This is a genomic window from Myceligenerans salitolerans, assembly GCF_017349295.1.
Lineage (GTDB): Bacteria > Actinomycetota > Actinomycetes > Actinomycetales > Cellulomonadaceae > Myceligenerans > Myceligenerans salitolerans.
In genome coordinates this window covers 50,847-65,908 of sequence record NZ_JAFMPK010000041.1, presented here as the reverse complement: position 1 = coordinate 65,908, position 15,062 = coordinate 50,847, and the positions used below count along the sequence as shown (strand labels likewise).

The 15,062-nt window shown below is 68.4% G+C and carries 13 protein-coding genes, 1 pseudogene and 1 riboswitch; of the genes and pseudogenes, 6 read left to right on the top strand and 8 right to left on the bottom strand.

Annotated elements, in window-relative coordinates; translation table 11 throughout:
- Nucleotides 1-35: 35 nt before the first annotated feature.
- Nucleotides 36-1,270, bottom strand: a protein-coding gene (locus tag J0911_RS10315; protein ID WP_372434853.1) for an IS3 family transposase whose coding sequence is annotated in 2 segments (ribosomal slippage) — nt 36-943 and nt 943-1,270 — 1,236 coding nt in all. Because the reading frame shifts where the segments join, the coding sequence is not laid out codon by codon here.
- A 73-nt stretch (nt 1,271-1,343) separates the two neighbouring features.
- Between J0911_RS10315 and J0911_RS10310 the strand changes: the two are divergent.
- Nucleotides 1,344-2,723 (top strand): annotated as a pseudogene (locus J0911_RS10310) (IS1634 family transposase); the annotation flags it as partial.
- Here the strand turns inward: J0911_RS10310 and J0911_RS21090 are convergent.
- The 4 genes from J0911_RS21090 to J0911_RS10290 all read right to left on the bottom strand — a co-directional run bounded on the left by J0911_RS21090 (nt 2,704) and on the right by J0911_RS10290 (nt 5,965).
- Nucleotides 2,704-3,069 (bottom strand): transposase family protein, encoded by a 366-nt coding sequence (locus J0911_RS21090; RefSeq protein ID WP_307865015.1) that lies wholly within the window; start codon nt 3,067-3,069, stop codon nt 2,704-2,706. The pseudogene J0911_RS10310 and the gene J0911_RS21090 overlap by 20 nt on opposite strands.
- 195 nt (nt 3,070-3,264) lie before the next feature.
- On the bottom strand, nt 3,265-4,188 hold the full coding sequence (locus J0911_RS10300) for a sulfotransferase family protein (protein ID WP_207275376.1): 924 nt from the start codon (nt 4,186-4,188) through the stop codon (nt 3,265-3,267).
- On the bottom strand, nt 4,172-5,020 hold the full coding sequence (locus tag J0911_RS10295) for a glycosyltransferase family 2 protein (RefSeq protein WP_207275375.1): 849 nt from the start codon (nt 5,018-5,020) through the stop codon (nt 4,172-4,174). The genes J0911_RS10300 and J0911_RS10295 overlap by 17 nt, the downstream gene beginning before the upstream one ends.
- 51 nt (nt 5,021-5,071) lie before the next feature.
- A complete protein-coding gene (locus J0911_RS10290) occupies nt 5,072-5,965 on the bottom strand; it encodes a sulfotransferase family protein (protein WP_207275374.1) in 894 nt (297 codons plus the stop codon).
- Nucleotides 5,966-6,136: 171 nt separating this feature from the next.
- Here J0911_RS10290 and J0911_RS10285 point away from each other — a divergent pair, with 171 nt between their 5' ends.
- Together J0911_RS10285 and J0911_RS10280 are read left to right on the top strand one after the other, a co-directional pair.
- Complete coding sequence (locus J0911_RS10285) at nt 6,137-6,799, top strand: HAD family hydrolase (protein WP_207275373.1); 663 nt, start codon at nt 6,137-6,139, stop codon at nt 6,797-6,799.
- Between the two features lie 93 nt (nt 6,800-6,892).
- Entirely contained in the window at nt 6,893-8,374 is a 1,482-nt protein-coding gene (locus tag J0911_RS10280; protein ID WP_207275372.1) for an NCS2 family permease, read from the top strand.
- Between the two features lie 73 nt (nt 8,375-8,447).
- Here J0911_RS10280 and J0911_RS10275 read toward each other — a convergent pair whose 3' ends face one another.
- The 3 genes from J0911_RS10275 to J0911_RS10265 form a co-directional block, all read right to left on the bottom strand.
- Entirely contained in the window at nt 8,448-9,350 is a 903-nt protein-coding gene (locus J0911_RS10275; protein WP_207275371.1) for a CAP domain-containing protein, read from the bottom strand.
- 185 nt (nt 9,351-9,535) lie between these two features.
- Nucleotides 9,536-10,474: an MHYT domain-containing protein gene (locus tag J0911_RS10270; protein WP_242636556.1), complete on the bottom strand. Its 939-nt coding sequence runs from the start codon at nt 10,472-10,474 to the stop codon at nt 9,536-9,538.
- A gap of 313 nt (nt 10,475-10,787) precedes the next feature.
- Complete coding sequence (locus J0911_RS10265) at nt 10,788-11,498, bottom strand: iron-dependent transcriptional repressor DtxR (RefSeq protein ID WP_207275370.1); 711 nt, start codon at nt 11,496-11,498, stop codon at nt 10,788-10,790.
- Nucleotides 11,499-11,619: 121 nt separating this feature from the next.
- Here J0911_RS10265 and serC point away from each other — a divergent pair, with 121 nt between their 5' ends.
- The 3 genes from serC (at nt 11,620) to J0911_RS10250 (ending at nt 15,003) form a co-directional block, all read left to right on the top strand.
- Nucleotides 11,620-12,732: a phosphoserine transaminase gene (gene serC / locus J0911_RS10260; RefSeq protein ID WP_207275369.1), complete on the top strand. Its 1,113-nt coding sequence runs from the start codon at nt 11,620-11,622 to the stop codon at nt 12,730-12,732.
- Nucleotides 12,733-12,869: 137 nt separating this feature from the next.
- Nucleotides 12,870-13,058, top strand: a riboswitch (cyclic di-AMP (ydaO/yuaA leader).
- A complete protein-coding gene (locus J0911_RS20760) occupies nt 13,058-13,858 on the top strand; it encodes a C40 family peptidase (RefSeq protein WP_207275368.1) in 801 nt (266 codons plus the stop codon). It overlaps the preceding riboswitch by 1 nt.
- A 122-nt stretch (nt 13,859-13,980) precedes the next feature.
- Nucleotides 13,981-15,003: a universal stress protein gene (locus J0911_RS10250; protein WP_207275367.1), complete on the top strand. Its 1,023-nt coding sequence runs from the start codon at nt 13,981-13,983 to the stop codon at nt 15,001-15,003.
- The last annotated feature ends 59 nt before the right edge of the window (nt 15,004-15,062 follow it).

Below are 15,062 nucleotides of genomic sequence, written 5' to 3'. Positions count from 1 at the left end.
GGGGCTTCCCCCCGAATGGTGGACACCTCGGTGTGTTAACCAGCAATCGGCATTGTAGTGGCGAGGTGAGTATTCTCGAAATCGATTGGGCTCATGTAGTCGCAGTAGGAGTGTCGTCGTCGCGTGTTGTAGCGGGTGACCCACCGGAACACGGACTTCCTGCACTCCCGGGCCCCGTTCCAGCGGCGTTCACCCTGGAGAGTCTCGCGCTTGAGCGCGGCGTTGAAGCTCTCGGCCAGCGCGTTGTCGGCGCTGGTCCCGACCGCGCCGCGTGACAGGGTCAACCCGTGCCGCCCGGCCGCGGCGAGGAAGTCGTCCGAGCAGTACTGACGGCCGTTGTCGGAGTGGAAAATCGCCCCAGCCAACGAGCCTCGTTCGCGGGCGGCCGCATCGAGGGCCTCGATGACCAGGGTGTCGCGCATGTGGTCGGCGATCTGCCAGCCGACCAGGCGCCGGTTGAAGCAGTCGATCACCGTGGCCAAGTAGAGGAACTGCCCATCCCCGATCGGCAGGTAGGTGATGTCACCGACGTACTTCCGGTTCGGCGCGTCGGCCGTGAAGTCGCGTTCTAGCAGGTCAGGGACCTTCGGGGCGTCCTTGGCCGGGACCGTGGTGCGGACCTTCTTGCGCAGGTGGACCCCCACAACCCCGTGCTCGCGCATCACCCGGGCCACGCGCTTGGCGTTCACCACGACCCCGGCGTCGCGCAGCTCAGCGGTCACCCGCGGGGACCCATAGGTCCCATCGAACTGCGCGGTGATCGCGGACGCCTTCGCGGCCAGATCGGCGTCCGCCGCCACACGCTCGGCCCGACGATCAGCGCCATCACGCCACTTGTAGTAGGAAGACCTGCCGATCTGCAGGACCTCACACAGCCGCTTCACCCCGTAGGTGTCATGGAACTCGGCGACGAACTGGAAACGGCTCACCAGGTCGTCTCGCCCGCGAAATACTTCGCCGCCTTGCGCAGGATCTCCCGCTCGGTCTCCAGCAGTGACTTGTCCGCCCGCAACCGCTTGACCTCCGCGCGCAGCCGCTCCAGCTCCTCAGCCGCCGTCTCAGGCACCCCCGCCCCGCTCGACCCACCGCCGTCATCGGCCCGACCAGCCGCCGTCGGCGACGTCACACCAGCGGCCTGCAACCACCTCGACAGGGTTCCCTCGTGAACTCCCAGGTCAGCAGCGATCTCCTTGATCGTCGCCCCCGGCGTGGAGGAGTACAGCTCGACAGCGTCGGCCTTGAACTCCTCCGGATAGAACTTCCGCACCATGACGGTGAACTCGCTTCCTCCGGACCAAACCAGGTCCAGTCTCTCGCGTGTCCACTACTCAGGGGGAAGCCCCACCGGATCACGGATGGGCGTGCTGGTCGACGCGCTCGAGCATGCCTACCGTGTGCTCGGGTTCGAGCGCGCGGCTCGCAAGGACGAGGTGTTCAAGCAACTCGTGCTGGCGCGGATCATCGAGCCGACGAGCAAGCTCGACTCGCTTCGGGTCCTGGCTGAGGCCGGGATCGAAGCGCCGTCGTATGCGACGCTCAAGCGTCGGATGCGCGTCTACGCCGGCCTGCCGGCCAAGGGTCTGCCGCCGGTCACCGGCGGCGAGGTGCTCGACCACGACGCTCCCGACGGCGCCGTAGTGGATGAGCCGCTGGTCGTCGACCCGGCTGGTGGTCCGTGGCGAGAGCAGATCGCCAAGGCCTGCGCGCAGCATGTGGGCCTGCGACCTGCGATGTTGTGCCTCTACGACGTCACGACCTTGCACTTCGAGACCCACGAGGGCGACGGGTTCCGCGAGAGCGGGTTCAGCAAAGAGCGCAGGTTGGAGCCTCAGATCACCCTCGGGTTGCTCACCGACGCGTCGGGGTTCCCGCTGATGGTCCACGCGTTCGAGGGCAATCGCGGCGAGACCACCACGATGATCCCGGTGCTGCAGGCGTTCATGGCCGCCCACCGGCTGACCGACATCGTGATCGTCGCCGACGCGGGCATGATCAGCGAGAAGAACTGGCGCGCGATCGAAGCCCTGGGTTGGTCCTTCGTCCTGGGGGCGCGGATGACCGAGGTGCCCTACGTCGTCAAGGCCTGGCGCGAGCAGCATTCCGGGGTTGAGATCCCCGACGGGCACGTGTTCACCCAGCCCTGGCCCGCCAGCCCGTCGGACAAGCGCCGCGACCACACGTACTACTACGCCTACTCCGCTGCCCGCGCCAAGCGGACCCTGCACGGAATCGACGAGCAGGTCCGCAAGGCCGAGCAGGCCGTCGCCGGGAAGACCGCCGTGAAGCGGAACCGGTTCGTCAAGCTCACCGGCGCCAAGAAAGCCGTCAACCGTGACCTGGAGGCCAAGGCACGCGCGCTGGCCGGGATCAAGTCCTACGTCACCAACCTCGACGAGCCCACCCCTGAGCACGTCATCGCGACCTACTCCGCGCTGCTCAACGTCGAGAAGTCGTTCCGGATGAGCAAGTCTGACCTCGCCGCCCGGCCCGTCTTCCACCACGTCAGGCACTCGATCGAGGCCCACCTGACCATCGTGTTCGCCGCCCTCGCGATCTCCAGGTGGATCGAGAACACCACCGGCTGGTCCATCAAGCGGTTCGTCAAGACCGCCCGCCGACACCGCGAGGTCACGATCGCTGCCGGCGGGCAGACGATCACCGCGGCCGACCCGCTACCCGACGACCTGCAGAAGGCCGTCGACCTCATCCACCGCACGCACTAAATGAGCCAAGTCGGGTAGGGATCGGTGTGCCGTCGATCAGCACCGTCCCGCGCGCCGGCGCCTCGTGAAGGTGCCGACGGTCCAGTGCGGTGACCTGCCCGATCAGGGGCAGCAGGTAGCGCCAGATCCGCGAGACGGTGGCCTGCGCAACACCGAACAGGTCACCGGCCAGCTGCTGGGGCAGGTTGTGCCGCGCGATCAGCAGCACCATCGTGGTCGCCTTCCCGAACGGCAACGTGAAGTCGTACCGATCCGCGGCAGGCCGGCCCGCATGCACCTGCCAGGCTCGCGCGATCAACTCGGTCATCTGGGCAGGCACCAGCCCGCAAGTACTCTGGTAGCGCACGGGTCCTTCGTTCGGCTTGACCTGGTCTCGACAACCTCGATCCAACCGTCCGGCGGGCCCGTGCGCCATCTACCCAACCTTGCCTACCGCCAGCATCCCCGCGGGTCACGACCTCACCAGCCCATGACCCGGCCCGAGTCACTGAATAGCGTTCTGAGTTGACCAGGTAGTGGACGGCCCGCAGGACCCGATGTCTCACGGGGAGTTCCACGCTTCGGCGTCGTCGAGCGTGGCCAGGTCGTACCCGTGTTCGCGCACACGGGCGCCGAAACGTTCCTCGATCGCCCCCCGTTGGCGAGGCATCATGACCTTGTCGACCATGTCGCGCAATAGCGCCTGCCGACCATGCGACCGGCGCACCTCATCCCCGCTGAAGAGACGAAGCCCCGCCCGAAAGAAGTGTTGCCGGGCCAATCCTGCCCATACCCGCTGATACTCATTGCTTCGCCCCGACTCGATCGGCCCTGTCTCGATCGGCGCGCCGAGAAAGCTCCTCAGGCGTTCGATCTCGTGCTCCGGGGACCTCATCAGGTGCTCGTAGCGCAGGACGAGGACATTCGCCAACCGCCCAGCGTCCGCCTGAAAGATGTCATGCGCATGTAGCCAGTGCTCCACGAGGCGAGGCCAGTGAAATCCGAACCGTCCAGTGCCGGGCTTCGCCCACTTGCGAATCGCCAAGGACTGAACGACGGGATGCCGGGTCAGGACCACGAACTTCGCACCCGGGAACGCCGATTGCAGGAATCGGGCCTTCGTGAGATTGGGGGGAGACTTCTCGACCAGCATGCGCTTGCGTAGATCCCAGTACGGAGCCCATGCGGACCAGAGCCGTCGGGCGGTGTCGGCGCCGGCGTGGGCCTCGGTCAGGTGCGCCTCCGGCATGTGGGCCCACCGATCGACCTGACCACGTCCGCCGATGTAGACAGATTGCAGGTGCTGCCCTTCGTCCATGGCGACGCCGGTGCCGGTCAGGCCGGAGCCGTGCGGGCTTGTACCGATCATGTCCGCAACGAGTGTCGTGCCGCTCCGGTGCATTCCTGCAACGAACACGAGATCGTGGGCGTTCCACGGCTGGCGGGCGACGTCAGAATGTTCTGTCGATCTAAAAATAGAAGACACGCTCTCGGAAGCTCCCTGCAACGCAACCTAGCTGAAATCCCACGTACTGGACTGTCCTCCGCTTGATACTGGAGCGTTTTGGCGCAAAGACTGCCAGCACGGTCCCGCCGAGGAACTTGGGTACGGATTTGAGGAGCGGCATGCGGGGCATGCCCTTGCTCCGGTACTTGCGGTAGAGCTTGACTCGGCCGCCGCCCCGACGGAAACCCTGCCGAAGGAGTTGGTCCAGGTCGCTCTTGACGTAGTAGATGACTCGAGCGGAGGGGACGGGGTGCGAGGGGTAGCCGGCGAAGTGGGCACGCCAGAAGAAGTCGGTGTCGTCGGGGCCCTCGAGGATCGACTCGTCGAACCCGCCGATCTGGTCGAACACCTGGCGTGCGAACCCGCAGTTGGCGCCGATCGGCCGGGGGACGTCCGCCCAAGGTACAGGGATGATGCCTGGCTGATCGAAAAGGTAGGTATCGTCGCGCAACCGGTGCTCGGTCAGCCCACCCAGGCACATATGTCCTTGTCGCCGTGCAGCGTCCATCGCGGTGATCCAACCGGGGAGAACGATGTCGTCGTCGTCGCAGAGCAGGATGAAATCGCCACGTGCTGCCCTGACGCCGGCATTCCGGGCATGGTTGATTCCCTGGACCCGATCGGCCGGGACGATCCGGAATCGTGGATCGACTTTCCGAAGCCCTTCGACGATCTGCGGAGTGGAATCGGTGGACCTGTTGTCCGCCACCACAACTTCGAATTCGCCTGTGAAATCCTGGTTGCGTAGAGCGTCGAGCTGGCGCCTGAGTGTGTGCTCGCCGTTGTGGCACGGTATGACTACCGAATACATGTGCACATCCTTGCATCGGATCACGCAAACGGCGCGGCGGGCCTGCTTGACTCAGCAGTCGTGATCGGTCGGGGCCGCGTTTGCGGTTGGATGCGCCAGAAGATGTGCGACGGTTGTGTCGAGGTCGCCAATTACTGCCCTCATCGCGGGGGAGAGGTCTGCTCGGACACGTTCGACCCACTCAGTGTTTGCCCGTCTGCCGATCGCCGAGGAATTGTTGGACTTCCACTTCTCCGAACTGAGCACGATATTTGCTGCGACGGCCACCCTTCGGCTCAGTGCTGCCTGCACGGCTTGATCCGAGTCATCGAGCCCGATCCAGGTGAACACGCCACGCGCGATCTCCGCGGGAACTCGGATTGCATCCTCATAGCGGATAATGTGGTGTCGGTCGTCGTCCACGTGCGACAGGGTCACGTTCACCGCGTCGACCCAACGCCGTGCGAGACCCATGGGTGACAGGTCGAACCAGAATTTGCGCCTGCCCCATGCGGCGGGATCGCCCGCGACCGCGCGGTAGTAGGAGGCGATAGCCTCCAGCCCTGAACGTACCACGTGGACGAACCTCGCGTTATCGACATGGCGGCCGATCTCTTGAACATACCCGTAGTGTCCGGGCGTCTTCTCGACCCATGCCCGGGAGCCGTCTTGGCGCGCGACGGTATCAAGCGCCTCGATGAAGCGGCGTGACCACGGGCCGAGACCTGGCCTGGCGAGGTCGCTCGGCCCGGGCAGCCAGGGAATGCCCGCGTCGCGCAGCCGGGTGCGAATGCGGAATGCGTCGGGCCTGACAAGTCCTGTCCAGCGGACGGCCGGCCATCGGAGGACGATGCCCTCGAAGAAGTGCGTCTCCGGAAATGTGGCAATGTCTGGGTGCCCACCGACGATTGACTGGACGAGTGTCGTTCCTGAACGCGGATACCCGACGACGAAAATTCGTTCCATTGAGCCAGCATGCACATGACCTGGCCAAGCTGCATTCCACGAAGCTAACGGCCTGCCGTGGGTGTCAACCAGGGGCCTGGCCAGTGAAGCAGGTGCCCGAGGCTAACAGCCCGTTGTCTCCTTCACGGCGCCAACCTGCACGAACGGGACTGATCTGACACACTTCCTGGCATGCCTGAAGCATCGAAGATCGTGAAGGCCGCGTCGGCGATCCTGCTCGACTTCGACGGTCCGGTCACCAGGCTGATGCCCCCGTCCACGGCCGCCGCGGCGGCCGACGCCGCACGCCGAGGGCTCTTCAACGCGGCCGTTCCCGTTCCCGCGTCCCTCGAGACGACCACGGACCACATCGAGATCCTCCGCCACGCCGGCACCCTCGACCGCGTCGCGGTCCGCATGACCGACGACGCCTGCATCAAGGTCGAGATCGCGGCCGCCGCGAAGTCCGAGCCCACACCGGGAGCCCGGGAACTGCTGAAGGCCGCGGCGAAGCGCGGGCAGCACGTCGTCATCATCAGCAACAACGCACCGGAGGCCATCGAGGCCTTCCTCAACCGGACCGATCTCGCAGGCTACGTCGGCCTGGTCATCGGCAGACCACCACGCCGCCCCGACCTCATGAAACCCAACCCGTTCATGGTGCGCGGCGCGCTCACCCGACTCGGGGTCGGCGCGGCCGACGCCGTCCTGATCGGAGACTCGGCGACCGACATGCGGGCGGCACGAGCCGCCTCCGTTCCCGCCGTCGGCTTCGCGCGCATCCCGGCCCGGGTCCCGATGCTGCTGGAGGCCGGCGCCGACGACGTGACGGAGGACATGGCGGAGCTCGCCTGAATTGTTCGTTCCGTGAACCGCACGTGAAACATTCCTGACGTAGATTCCCGCTGCACCGCGCGACACGACGCACCCACGGAGGATCAACACGTCATGGCGACCACCCAGGCACCCGCGGCACGAGGAGTGCTCGACCGGTACTTCCACATCAGCGAACGCGGCTCCACCGTCGCCACCGAGATCCGTGGTGGCCTCACCACCTTCTTCGCGATGGCCTACATCGTGGTCCTCAACCCCTTCATCATCGGGACCGTCCGGGACAACGGCTTCCAGGGGAACTACCTCGGCGGGGGCTCCGAACCCGACCTCGCCGCCGTCGCCGCCGCCACGGCCCTGGTGGCAGGCGTCCTGAGCATCCTCATGGGCACCGTCGCGAACTATCCCATGGCGCTCGCGGCGGGGCTCGGCCTGAACGCCGTGGTGGCGTACTCCGTGGCCGCACTGCCCGACATGACGTGGGCCGACGCGATGGGCATCGTGGTGCTCGAGGGTCTCGTCATCCTGGTGCTGGTGCTCACCGGGTTCCGTCAGGCCGTGTTCAACGCCGTGCCGCACGATCTCAAGATCGCGATCACCGTGGGCATCGGCCTGTTCATCGCCTTCATCGGCCTGGTGAACGCCGGATTCGTGCGTGTCCCGGCGTCCCTGGCCACACCGGTCGAGCTGGGAATCGGCGGCTCGCTCGCCTCGTGGCCGCTGCTGGTGTTCGTCGTCGGGCTGCTGCTGACGGTGGTCCTGATGGTGCGCAAGGTCAAGGGCGCCATCCTCATCGGGATCGTGTCGAGCACCGTGCTCGCGGTCGTTCTGGAGGCGGTCGTCCGCGCCGGGGGTTCCGAGGCCGCCGACGGCGAGCCGGTGGCCACGGGCTGGCGCCTGAACGTTCCCGCGCTGCCGGACACCTGGTTCATGCTTCCCGACCTGTCGCTGATCGGGCAGTTCTCCTTGCTGGGCTCGTTCTCCAAGATGAGCGCCGTGGCCGTGCTGCTGCTGGTCTTCACCCTCCTCATCGCCGACTTCTTCGACACGATGGGCACCATGGTCGCCATCGGCGGGGAGGCGGGCCTGCTCGACGAGAAGGGCAACCCGCCCCGGACGACGCGCATCCTCGTCGTCGACTCGATCGGTGCGGCCGCCGGCGGCGCGGGATCGGTGTCGTCGAACACGAGCTACATCGAGTCGGCCGCGGGCGTGGGCGACGGTGCGCGCACGGGACTCGCCGCCGTCGTCACGGGTGTGTGCTTCCTGCTGACGATGTTCTTCTCGCCCGTCGTGGCGATGGTGCCGTACGAGGCGGCGACGCCGGCGCTCGTGGTCGTGGGCCTGCTCATGGTCGTCCAGGTCACGGGGATCGACTGGAAGAACCTCGAGATCGCCGTGCCGGCGTTCCTGGGGATCATCCTCATGCCGTTCGCCTACTCGATCACTGCCGGCATCGGTGCCGCACTCGTCACCTACGTGATCATCAAGCTCGCGGTCGGCAAGGTGCGGCAGGTCCACCCGTTGCTCTGGGTGACCGCGGTGCTGTTCCTGGTGTACTTCCTGCAGGGGCCGATCGGCGTGGCGCTGGGGATCTGAGGCCACGCGGGCGGGGCGGTGGCCCGGCTGGACCGGACCACCGCCCCGCCCGCGTGCGAGCGACTCCTGGCAGTCAGCCCAGGAAGACGTGGGCGCAGGTCATCTGCGGGCCGTACGAGGTGCCCTCGCTGATGCAGGCGATGGCGCCTCGCGTGAAGCCGGCGTTGAGGATGTTCGCCCGGTGGCCCTCGGAGTTCATCCAGCCGTCGGCCGCCTCGGACGGGCTCCAGCCGCCACGGGCGAGATTCTCCCCGACCGTGGACGTGGGGCAGCGGTCGAAGACCGACTCCAGGGGCGCGTGGGCCAGTTCCATGCCGCGCAAGGCCTCAGCGCGTTCGAGCGCTTCGGCGTAGGCGCACTCGTCGTGCCTCAGCGCGGTCACGCCGTGTGCCTCACGCCGCTCGTTCACCTCCGCCTCCAGGACCCGGGCGTACTGCGCCGGATCGCTGAGGTCGGGCTCGGCGGCGGTCCCGCCGTCGCTTCCGGTATCCCCGGTGTCCGCACCGGTCGTCCCGTCGTCGTCCTCGGCGGCACCGGCGTCCTGCGTGTCCGCCGACGTCCTGCCGTCCTCGTCCTGGCCGGTACCGTCCTTGTCGTCCGGCGACGGTGCCGGGCGCACCGCGATCGTGCCGGACTCGAGGGCGTCGACGACCGATTCGTGATCCCCTGGCACGGTCTCCGCCGTGGCCTCGTCCTCCGCCGTGGCCTCGTTCTCCGCGCCCGACCCGCCGCCCTGCTCGGCACCGGACGCGGAGGCGGACCCGGGCACGGCTGGGTTCCGCACGGGCTCGGCCGCCTCGCCCAGCTGCCACGAGGTCGTCTCGAACGCGGCTTCGCCGGGGCCTGGGTTGAACGTGACGGAACAGGAGGAGAACGCCAGCGCCGCCGTCATGGCAAGCGTTGGAGCGACGAACCGCACGGCGGTCCGTGGACGGGCGACGCGCGCCGGATCCGGGGTGTTCGGGCGTCGAGCCATGGGGGTGACCTCTTCGTGTCGCGGCGCTCGTAGCGTCGAGCGTTCCGGGGTGGGATGTCAAGCCGCGAGATGACCGGCCGGTGCCGGTGGCCGGGCGAACCCGCTGGTGGCGGGGTGTCGGACGGCGGGACTTCGGCGAGCGAACGGGCTGGGAGGAACCGTCCGTCGTGGGTCGTCCGTCTCGGTCAGCGGAACTGCATCGAGCGCGGGCGCAGCTTGCCGGCATCGGCCTGTCCAGGCACCGGTGAGCCTGTCGTCCCGAATCCGGACGGCGCGCCCGTGAGATTGCCGTGGCCTGCCCGCAGCGCCTCCGTCGTGGCGGCCAGCGTCGGTGCCGGCCGGGAGTTCTCCCGGTCCTGGCTCTCCTTCAGGCGCGCCTCGAACTCGGCCTGGGCACGCAGCTCGGACTCCGTCGGCCAGAGGCCGACGACGAGCACCAGGAGCAGCGTGACCACGGACACGGCCATGACGAGCGGCACCAGCAGCTCGCCGGTCGAGACCCCGTTCGGGATCGCGTCCGTACCGCCCGAGAGGCGGACGCCCATCATGCCGGTGTAGTGCATGCCGGTCACGGCGATGCCCATGACGATGGTCGCCACGATCGTGGCGACGGCACCGCGGATATGGGTGGTGCACCAGAGCGCCGCGGTGGCCGCGACGATGGCGATGATCACGGACGCGATGACGTACATCCCGTTGAAGGACATCGTGGCGTTCATCTCCATGGCCGCCATGCCCATGTAGTGCATGGTGGCGACGCCGGAGCCGGTGAGGAACCCGCCGATCACCATGCTCGGCAGGCGCTGCCCACCGATCTGGTTCACGAAAAGCCCGATGCCGACGACGACGATCGCGACGCCCGCGGACAGGAGCGTGAGGGGGATGTCGTAGCGAATGGTCACGCCCTGTGGCACGAAGCCGAGCATCGCGACGAAATGCATGACCCAGATGCCCGTGCCGCCGATGGCGACGGCACCGAGACTCAGCCAGGCGACTCGGGCGAAGCCGGTGGCCGCCCTGGATCGGGAGGTGCACGACAGGCCGACGGCGCAGCCCGTGCACGACAGCAGGAACGCCAGGACGGGTGTGATGGACCCGTAGGCGAAGTGGTCGGTGATTGACATGTTCGGTTATTGGCCTCTCGGAGTTTCCTCGTGGCGGCCGCCCGTCGGGAGGCAGACGCAGGCCCCACGTCGACGCAGAGCCCCCTGCTCGGCCCGTGGATCGTTGGGGGCCGTTATCGCAACGTTACCGAGGTTGGACCGAACGGACAATAGGGAACAGCTTACATCTTACCGAAACCTTCCACCATAAAAAGTTAAAAAAACCGAATACGGCGTTCTGTCCGATAGATGTGTCTCTTCGGGCTTCCCCGGCATAGCAACGGCGGGAGTGCGGCACGCTACCGCACTCCCGCCGGGCCTCCCATCACAGTTGCTATATGGCCGCGAACAGGTGCTTCGCCAGGTCCTCCGGGAGGTCGAGCACGGTCTCCGAGCCCTCGCTGCCGACGGTGTAGACGCCGGCTTCCAGCGAGATCGTGATGCGCGCACCCGGCATGATGCCGGCCTCGGACAAGCGGGCGAGCAGCTCCACGTCGGTCTGCAGAGGCTCGGCGATCCGCGCCAGGGTCGCCGCCGACGGCGTCGACGCACCCTGCTTCGCCGCGGTCTCGAACAGGGTGGGCAGCGCTGCCACGCCCTCCAGGTAGCGGGGCTCGGCGAAGTTCTCGCCGAGCTCGGCGAGGCCGGGGATCGGGTTGCCGTACGGGTCGACGTGCGGGTGGTCGAGCAGCCCGATCAGGCGTTCCTCCACCAGTTCGCTCATCACGTGCTCCCACCGGCAGGCCTCGACGTGCACGTGTTCCCAGTCGAGCTTGATGACGTCGGTCAGGAGCCGCTCGGCCAGGCGGTGCTTGCGCATGACCCGGCGTGCCTTGTCGTGTCCGGTCTCGGTGAGCTCGAGGTGGCGGTCGCCGGTGACGACCACCAGCCCGTCCCGCTCCATGCGCGCGACCGTCTGTGACACCGTGGGCCCGGAATGCCCCAGCCGTTCGGCGATGCGCGCGCGCAGCGGCGTGATGCCCTCCTCGTCGAGCTCGTAGATCGTCTTGAGGTACATCTCGGTGGTGTCGATCAGGTCGGTCACGTCAACTCCATGTTCTCTGCGCGGCCCCGCCCCCAAGCCTATCCGCCAACGCGGAACGGACGCGGTGTTCCCGGTGCCGCCGGCGCCACGCCATGTCGGTGTCGCGAACTAGAGTTCGGGTATGGCCCTGACGATTCCCGCTGACCTGTTGCCTGCCGACGGACGGTTCGGTTCCGGACCCTCCAAGGTGCGCGAGGAACAGCTCCACCACCTCCTCGGCACGCCTCCGGTGATGGGCACCTCGCACCGTCAGCCGCCGGTCAAGGAACTCGTGGGACGCATCCGCCGGGGCATCGCGGAGCTGCTGGGTGCGCCGGAGGGCTACGAGGTGGTGCTGGGCAACGGCGGGTCGACCGCGTTCTGGGACGTCGCGACGTCGTGCCTCGTGGAGCGGCGCGCCCAGCACGCCGCGTTCGGCGAGTTCGGCGGCAAGTTCGCGCGTGCGACGTCCCGTGCACCGTTCCTGGACGACTCCCAGGTGATCGACGCGGAACCGGGAACGGTCGCCCACCTCGTCGCCTCCCCGGGAACGGACGCGTACGCCACCCCGCACAACGAGACCTCGACCGGCGCCATGGTGCCGGTCCGGCGCGTCGAGGGGGCGGACGACGGCGCCCTGCTCCTCACCGACGCGACGTCCGGCGCGGGCGCGCTGCCCGTGGACCTGGCGCAGACCGACGCGTACTACTTCGCGCCGCAGAAGGCTTTCGGGGCGGACGGCGGCCTCTGGCTGGCGGTTCTCTCGCCCGCCGCGATCGAGCGGGCGAGGCGGCTGGAGGCGGGCGGGCGCTGGGTTCCGGAGTTCCTCTCCCTGACGGCGGCGGTCGAGAACTCCCGCAAGGACCAGACGCTGAACACGCCCGCCGTCGCCACCTTGCTCATGCTGGCCGACCAGGTCGACTGGATGCTCGGCAACGGCGGGCTGGAGTGGGCGGTGAAGCGTTGCGCGACCTCGGCGGCGAACCTCTACGACTGGGCCGAGGCGCGTGACTGGGCGACGCCCTTCGTGGCGCGGCCCGAGGAGCGGTCCACCGTCGTGGGCACGATCGATCTGGACGACGGCATCAGCGTCGACACGGTGATCGAGGTGCTCCTGCGGAACGGGATCCAGGATGTCTTCGCCTACCGCAAGCTCGGGCGGAACCAGTTGCGCGTGGGGATGTACCCCGCCGTGGACCCCGACGACGTCGCCGCTCTCACCGCGTGCGTCGACCACGTGGTGGAACGGCTCTGACCAGGCGTCACTGCTCGCGGTTATGCGGGATCTGTCCCGATAGTAGCCGGTGAGGGCTATTTCCGTTGCCATAACGTGACATGGCGGCTGACTCTGCGGTACGTTCAGCACGCTCGACGGCTCAACGCCGACGGGCCTCCGGACGGACGCCGAACCCTGTCACCGGCCGGGGAAGCCCACAACCGCACGACAGGGGCGGGGGACCCATTTCCGGGCGCCAGGGTGCGTCCTCGGGGTGAAGCGGCACCGACCTCGTCGGAACGTCGCCGGGTGTGCTCTCCTACCCGAACCCGACAGCTGACCTCGCAGGCGCCTGGAGATACTCGTGACCGCACGTACTGCCGCCGGACGTCACCGTGCCGCGCGCCGACCAGTGACTCCGCTCACCGATCTCGTGCAGAACTCCCAGCTCGGACGCCGGACCGCCGTCGCGGCCGCCGCGGGCGGGATCCTCGTCTCGACCTTCGGCGCCACGGCGGCGCAGGCCGCGGGCGAGACCGTGAAGACCGACCTCAGCAAGCTCGGCTCCCTCGACCTGAACGCCCTCAGCAACGAGGCGCACCAGGTCGTCGATGCCGCCCCGGTGGTCACCGTCGCCCGGGACGCCAAGATCGCCGCCGAGTCCGGCGTCGTCTCCGTGACCCCGGCCTCGGAGAACGAGGAGTACCAGGCCCAGCTCGCCGCCGCGGCGGCAGCGGAGGAAGCGGCTGCCGCCGAGGCCGCGGCGGCAGAGGCCGCTGCGGCGGAGGCCACCGCCGCAGCGACGTCGGGTGTGACGTCCGCGCCGGCGTCCGCGAACGGGTCCGAGATCATCTCGATCGCATCGCGCTACGTCGGCACCCCGTACCTGTCCGGTGGGAGCACCCCGGCCGGGTTCGACTGCTCCGGGTTCACCTCCTACGTCTACGCGCAGGCGGGTATTCATCTCCCGCGCTCGTCGTCCGCCCAGGCGGCCGGTGGTACGCAGGTGGCGGCCTCGGCCGCCGTCGCCGGTGACCTCATCTACGCCCCGGGCCACATCGGCATCTACGCGGGTGGCAGCACCATGATCGACGCCCCGCGCCCGGGTGGCACGGTCCAGTTCCGGACCATCTGGATGAGCAACCCGACCTTCATCCGGTACTGATCGCCGACCGCCGTCTTCCACCGCGAGCCGAGCCGGGACCGATCGCACGTCCCGGCTCGGCTCTCGCGTCTCTGCGATAGCGTGGGAGCGCGACGAAGCACGCTCCGACGAGGAGGACGCAGATGGCTCGACCGGAGGTCGTGCTGGTGGGAGTCGACGGCTCCGCCGCCAGTACGCACGCACTCGACTGGGCGGTGGCGTGGGCCGACAGGGTCGGCTGGTCCCTGCACCTCGTGAGCAGTTACACGCTTCCGTCGTTCACCGCGGCCTCGCTCGACGGCGGATACGCCGCGTTCGACGACACCTCGATGGCCGAGGGCGCAAAGGCGGTCCTCGACGAGGCCGAGGAGCGCGCCGTCGCGGCGGGCGCCCGGGTCACGACGTCGGTCGCCACGGGCGATGCCGCGGGCGTGCTCGTGGAACTGTCCGCCGATCACGGTCTGGCCGTGGTCGGCACCCGTGGTCGAGGCGGGTTCACGGAACGTCTGCTCGGCACGGTGTCGTCGGCGCTTCCGGCCCACGCCCACTGCCCCGTCGTCGTGGTGCCGCTGGGCTCGGCCAAGCGTGACATGTGGCACCGTGGCGTGGCGGACCCCGTCGTGGAGGCCTCGACCGGTGACCCCGGGGCGGTCGCCGAGCGTGACGACGTCGTGCCGGCGGAGGCGGTCGGGCCGGGCGGTCGGCCGGAAGTGCGCCGGATCGTCGTCGGCGTGGACGGTTCGCCACAGGCGGAGGCAGCGCTCACGCAGGCGATCGAGCAGGCGCAGGCCTGGGGCGCCGAGCTCTCGGCCGTCGCCGGCGTGCCCGTGGGGTCCGGTGCCGGTCTGCTGGCGTGGCTACCGTCGAACATCGATCACGAACAGGTGCTCGCGGACGTCTCGGCGGGACTGGACGCCATCATCGACAAGCACGAGGCGCTGCACCCGGGGACACGGATCCGCCGCATCGTGCTCGACGGCACGGGTGCGGAGCTCCTCACCGAGTTCTCCACGGCAGCGGACCTGGTCGTCGTGGGATCACGGGGCCGGGGCGGCTTCCGCGGCCTCCTGCTCGGGTCGACGAGCCAGGCGGTGCTCCACCACAGCGCGTGCCCGGTCCTGGTGGTCAACCGCCACTGCCACGACGAAGGGCGAAGCGGAGGGTGAGGGCCGAGGTACGAGGCGCTCGCCCGGAGCGGAGTCCGAGGAGGGGCGGTGTGGGTGTT

Excerpts from the sequence above, each read along its gene's own strand:
- J0911_RS10295 (WP_207275375.1), bottom strand. The coding sequence starts at position 5,020 with ATGTATTCGGTAGTCATACCGTGCCACAACGGCGAGCACACACTCAGG.
- J0911_RS10290 (WP_207275374.1), bottom strand. The coding sequence starts at position 5,965 with ATGGAACGAATTTTCGTCGTCGGGTATCCGCGTTCAGGAACGACACTC.
- J0911_RS10285 (WP_207275373.1), top strand. The coding sequence starts at position 6,137 with ATGCCTGAAGCATCGAAGATCGTGAAGGCCGCGTCGGCGATCCTGCTC.
- J0911_RS10280 (WP_207275372.1), top strand. The coding sequence starts at position 6,893 with ATGGCGACCACCCAGGCACCCGCGGCACGAGGAGTGCTCGACCGGTAC.
- J0911_RS10275 (WP_207275371.1), bottom strand. The coding sequence starts at position 9,350 with ATGGCTCGACGCCCGAACACCCCGGATCCGGCGCGCGTCGCCCGTCCA.
- J0911_RS10270 (WP_242636556.1), bottom strand. The coding sequence starts at position 10,474 with ATGTCAATCACCGACCACTTCGCCTACGGGTCCATCACACCCGTCCTG.
- serC (WP_207275369.1), top strand. The coding sequence starts at position 11,620 with ATGGCCCTGACGATTCCCGCTGACCTGTTGCCTGCCGACGGACGGTTC.
- J0911_RS10250 (WP_207275367.1), top strand. The coding sequence starts at position 13,981 with ATGGCTCGACCGGAGGTCGTGCTGGTGGGAGTCGACGGCTCCGCCGCC.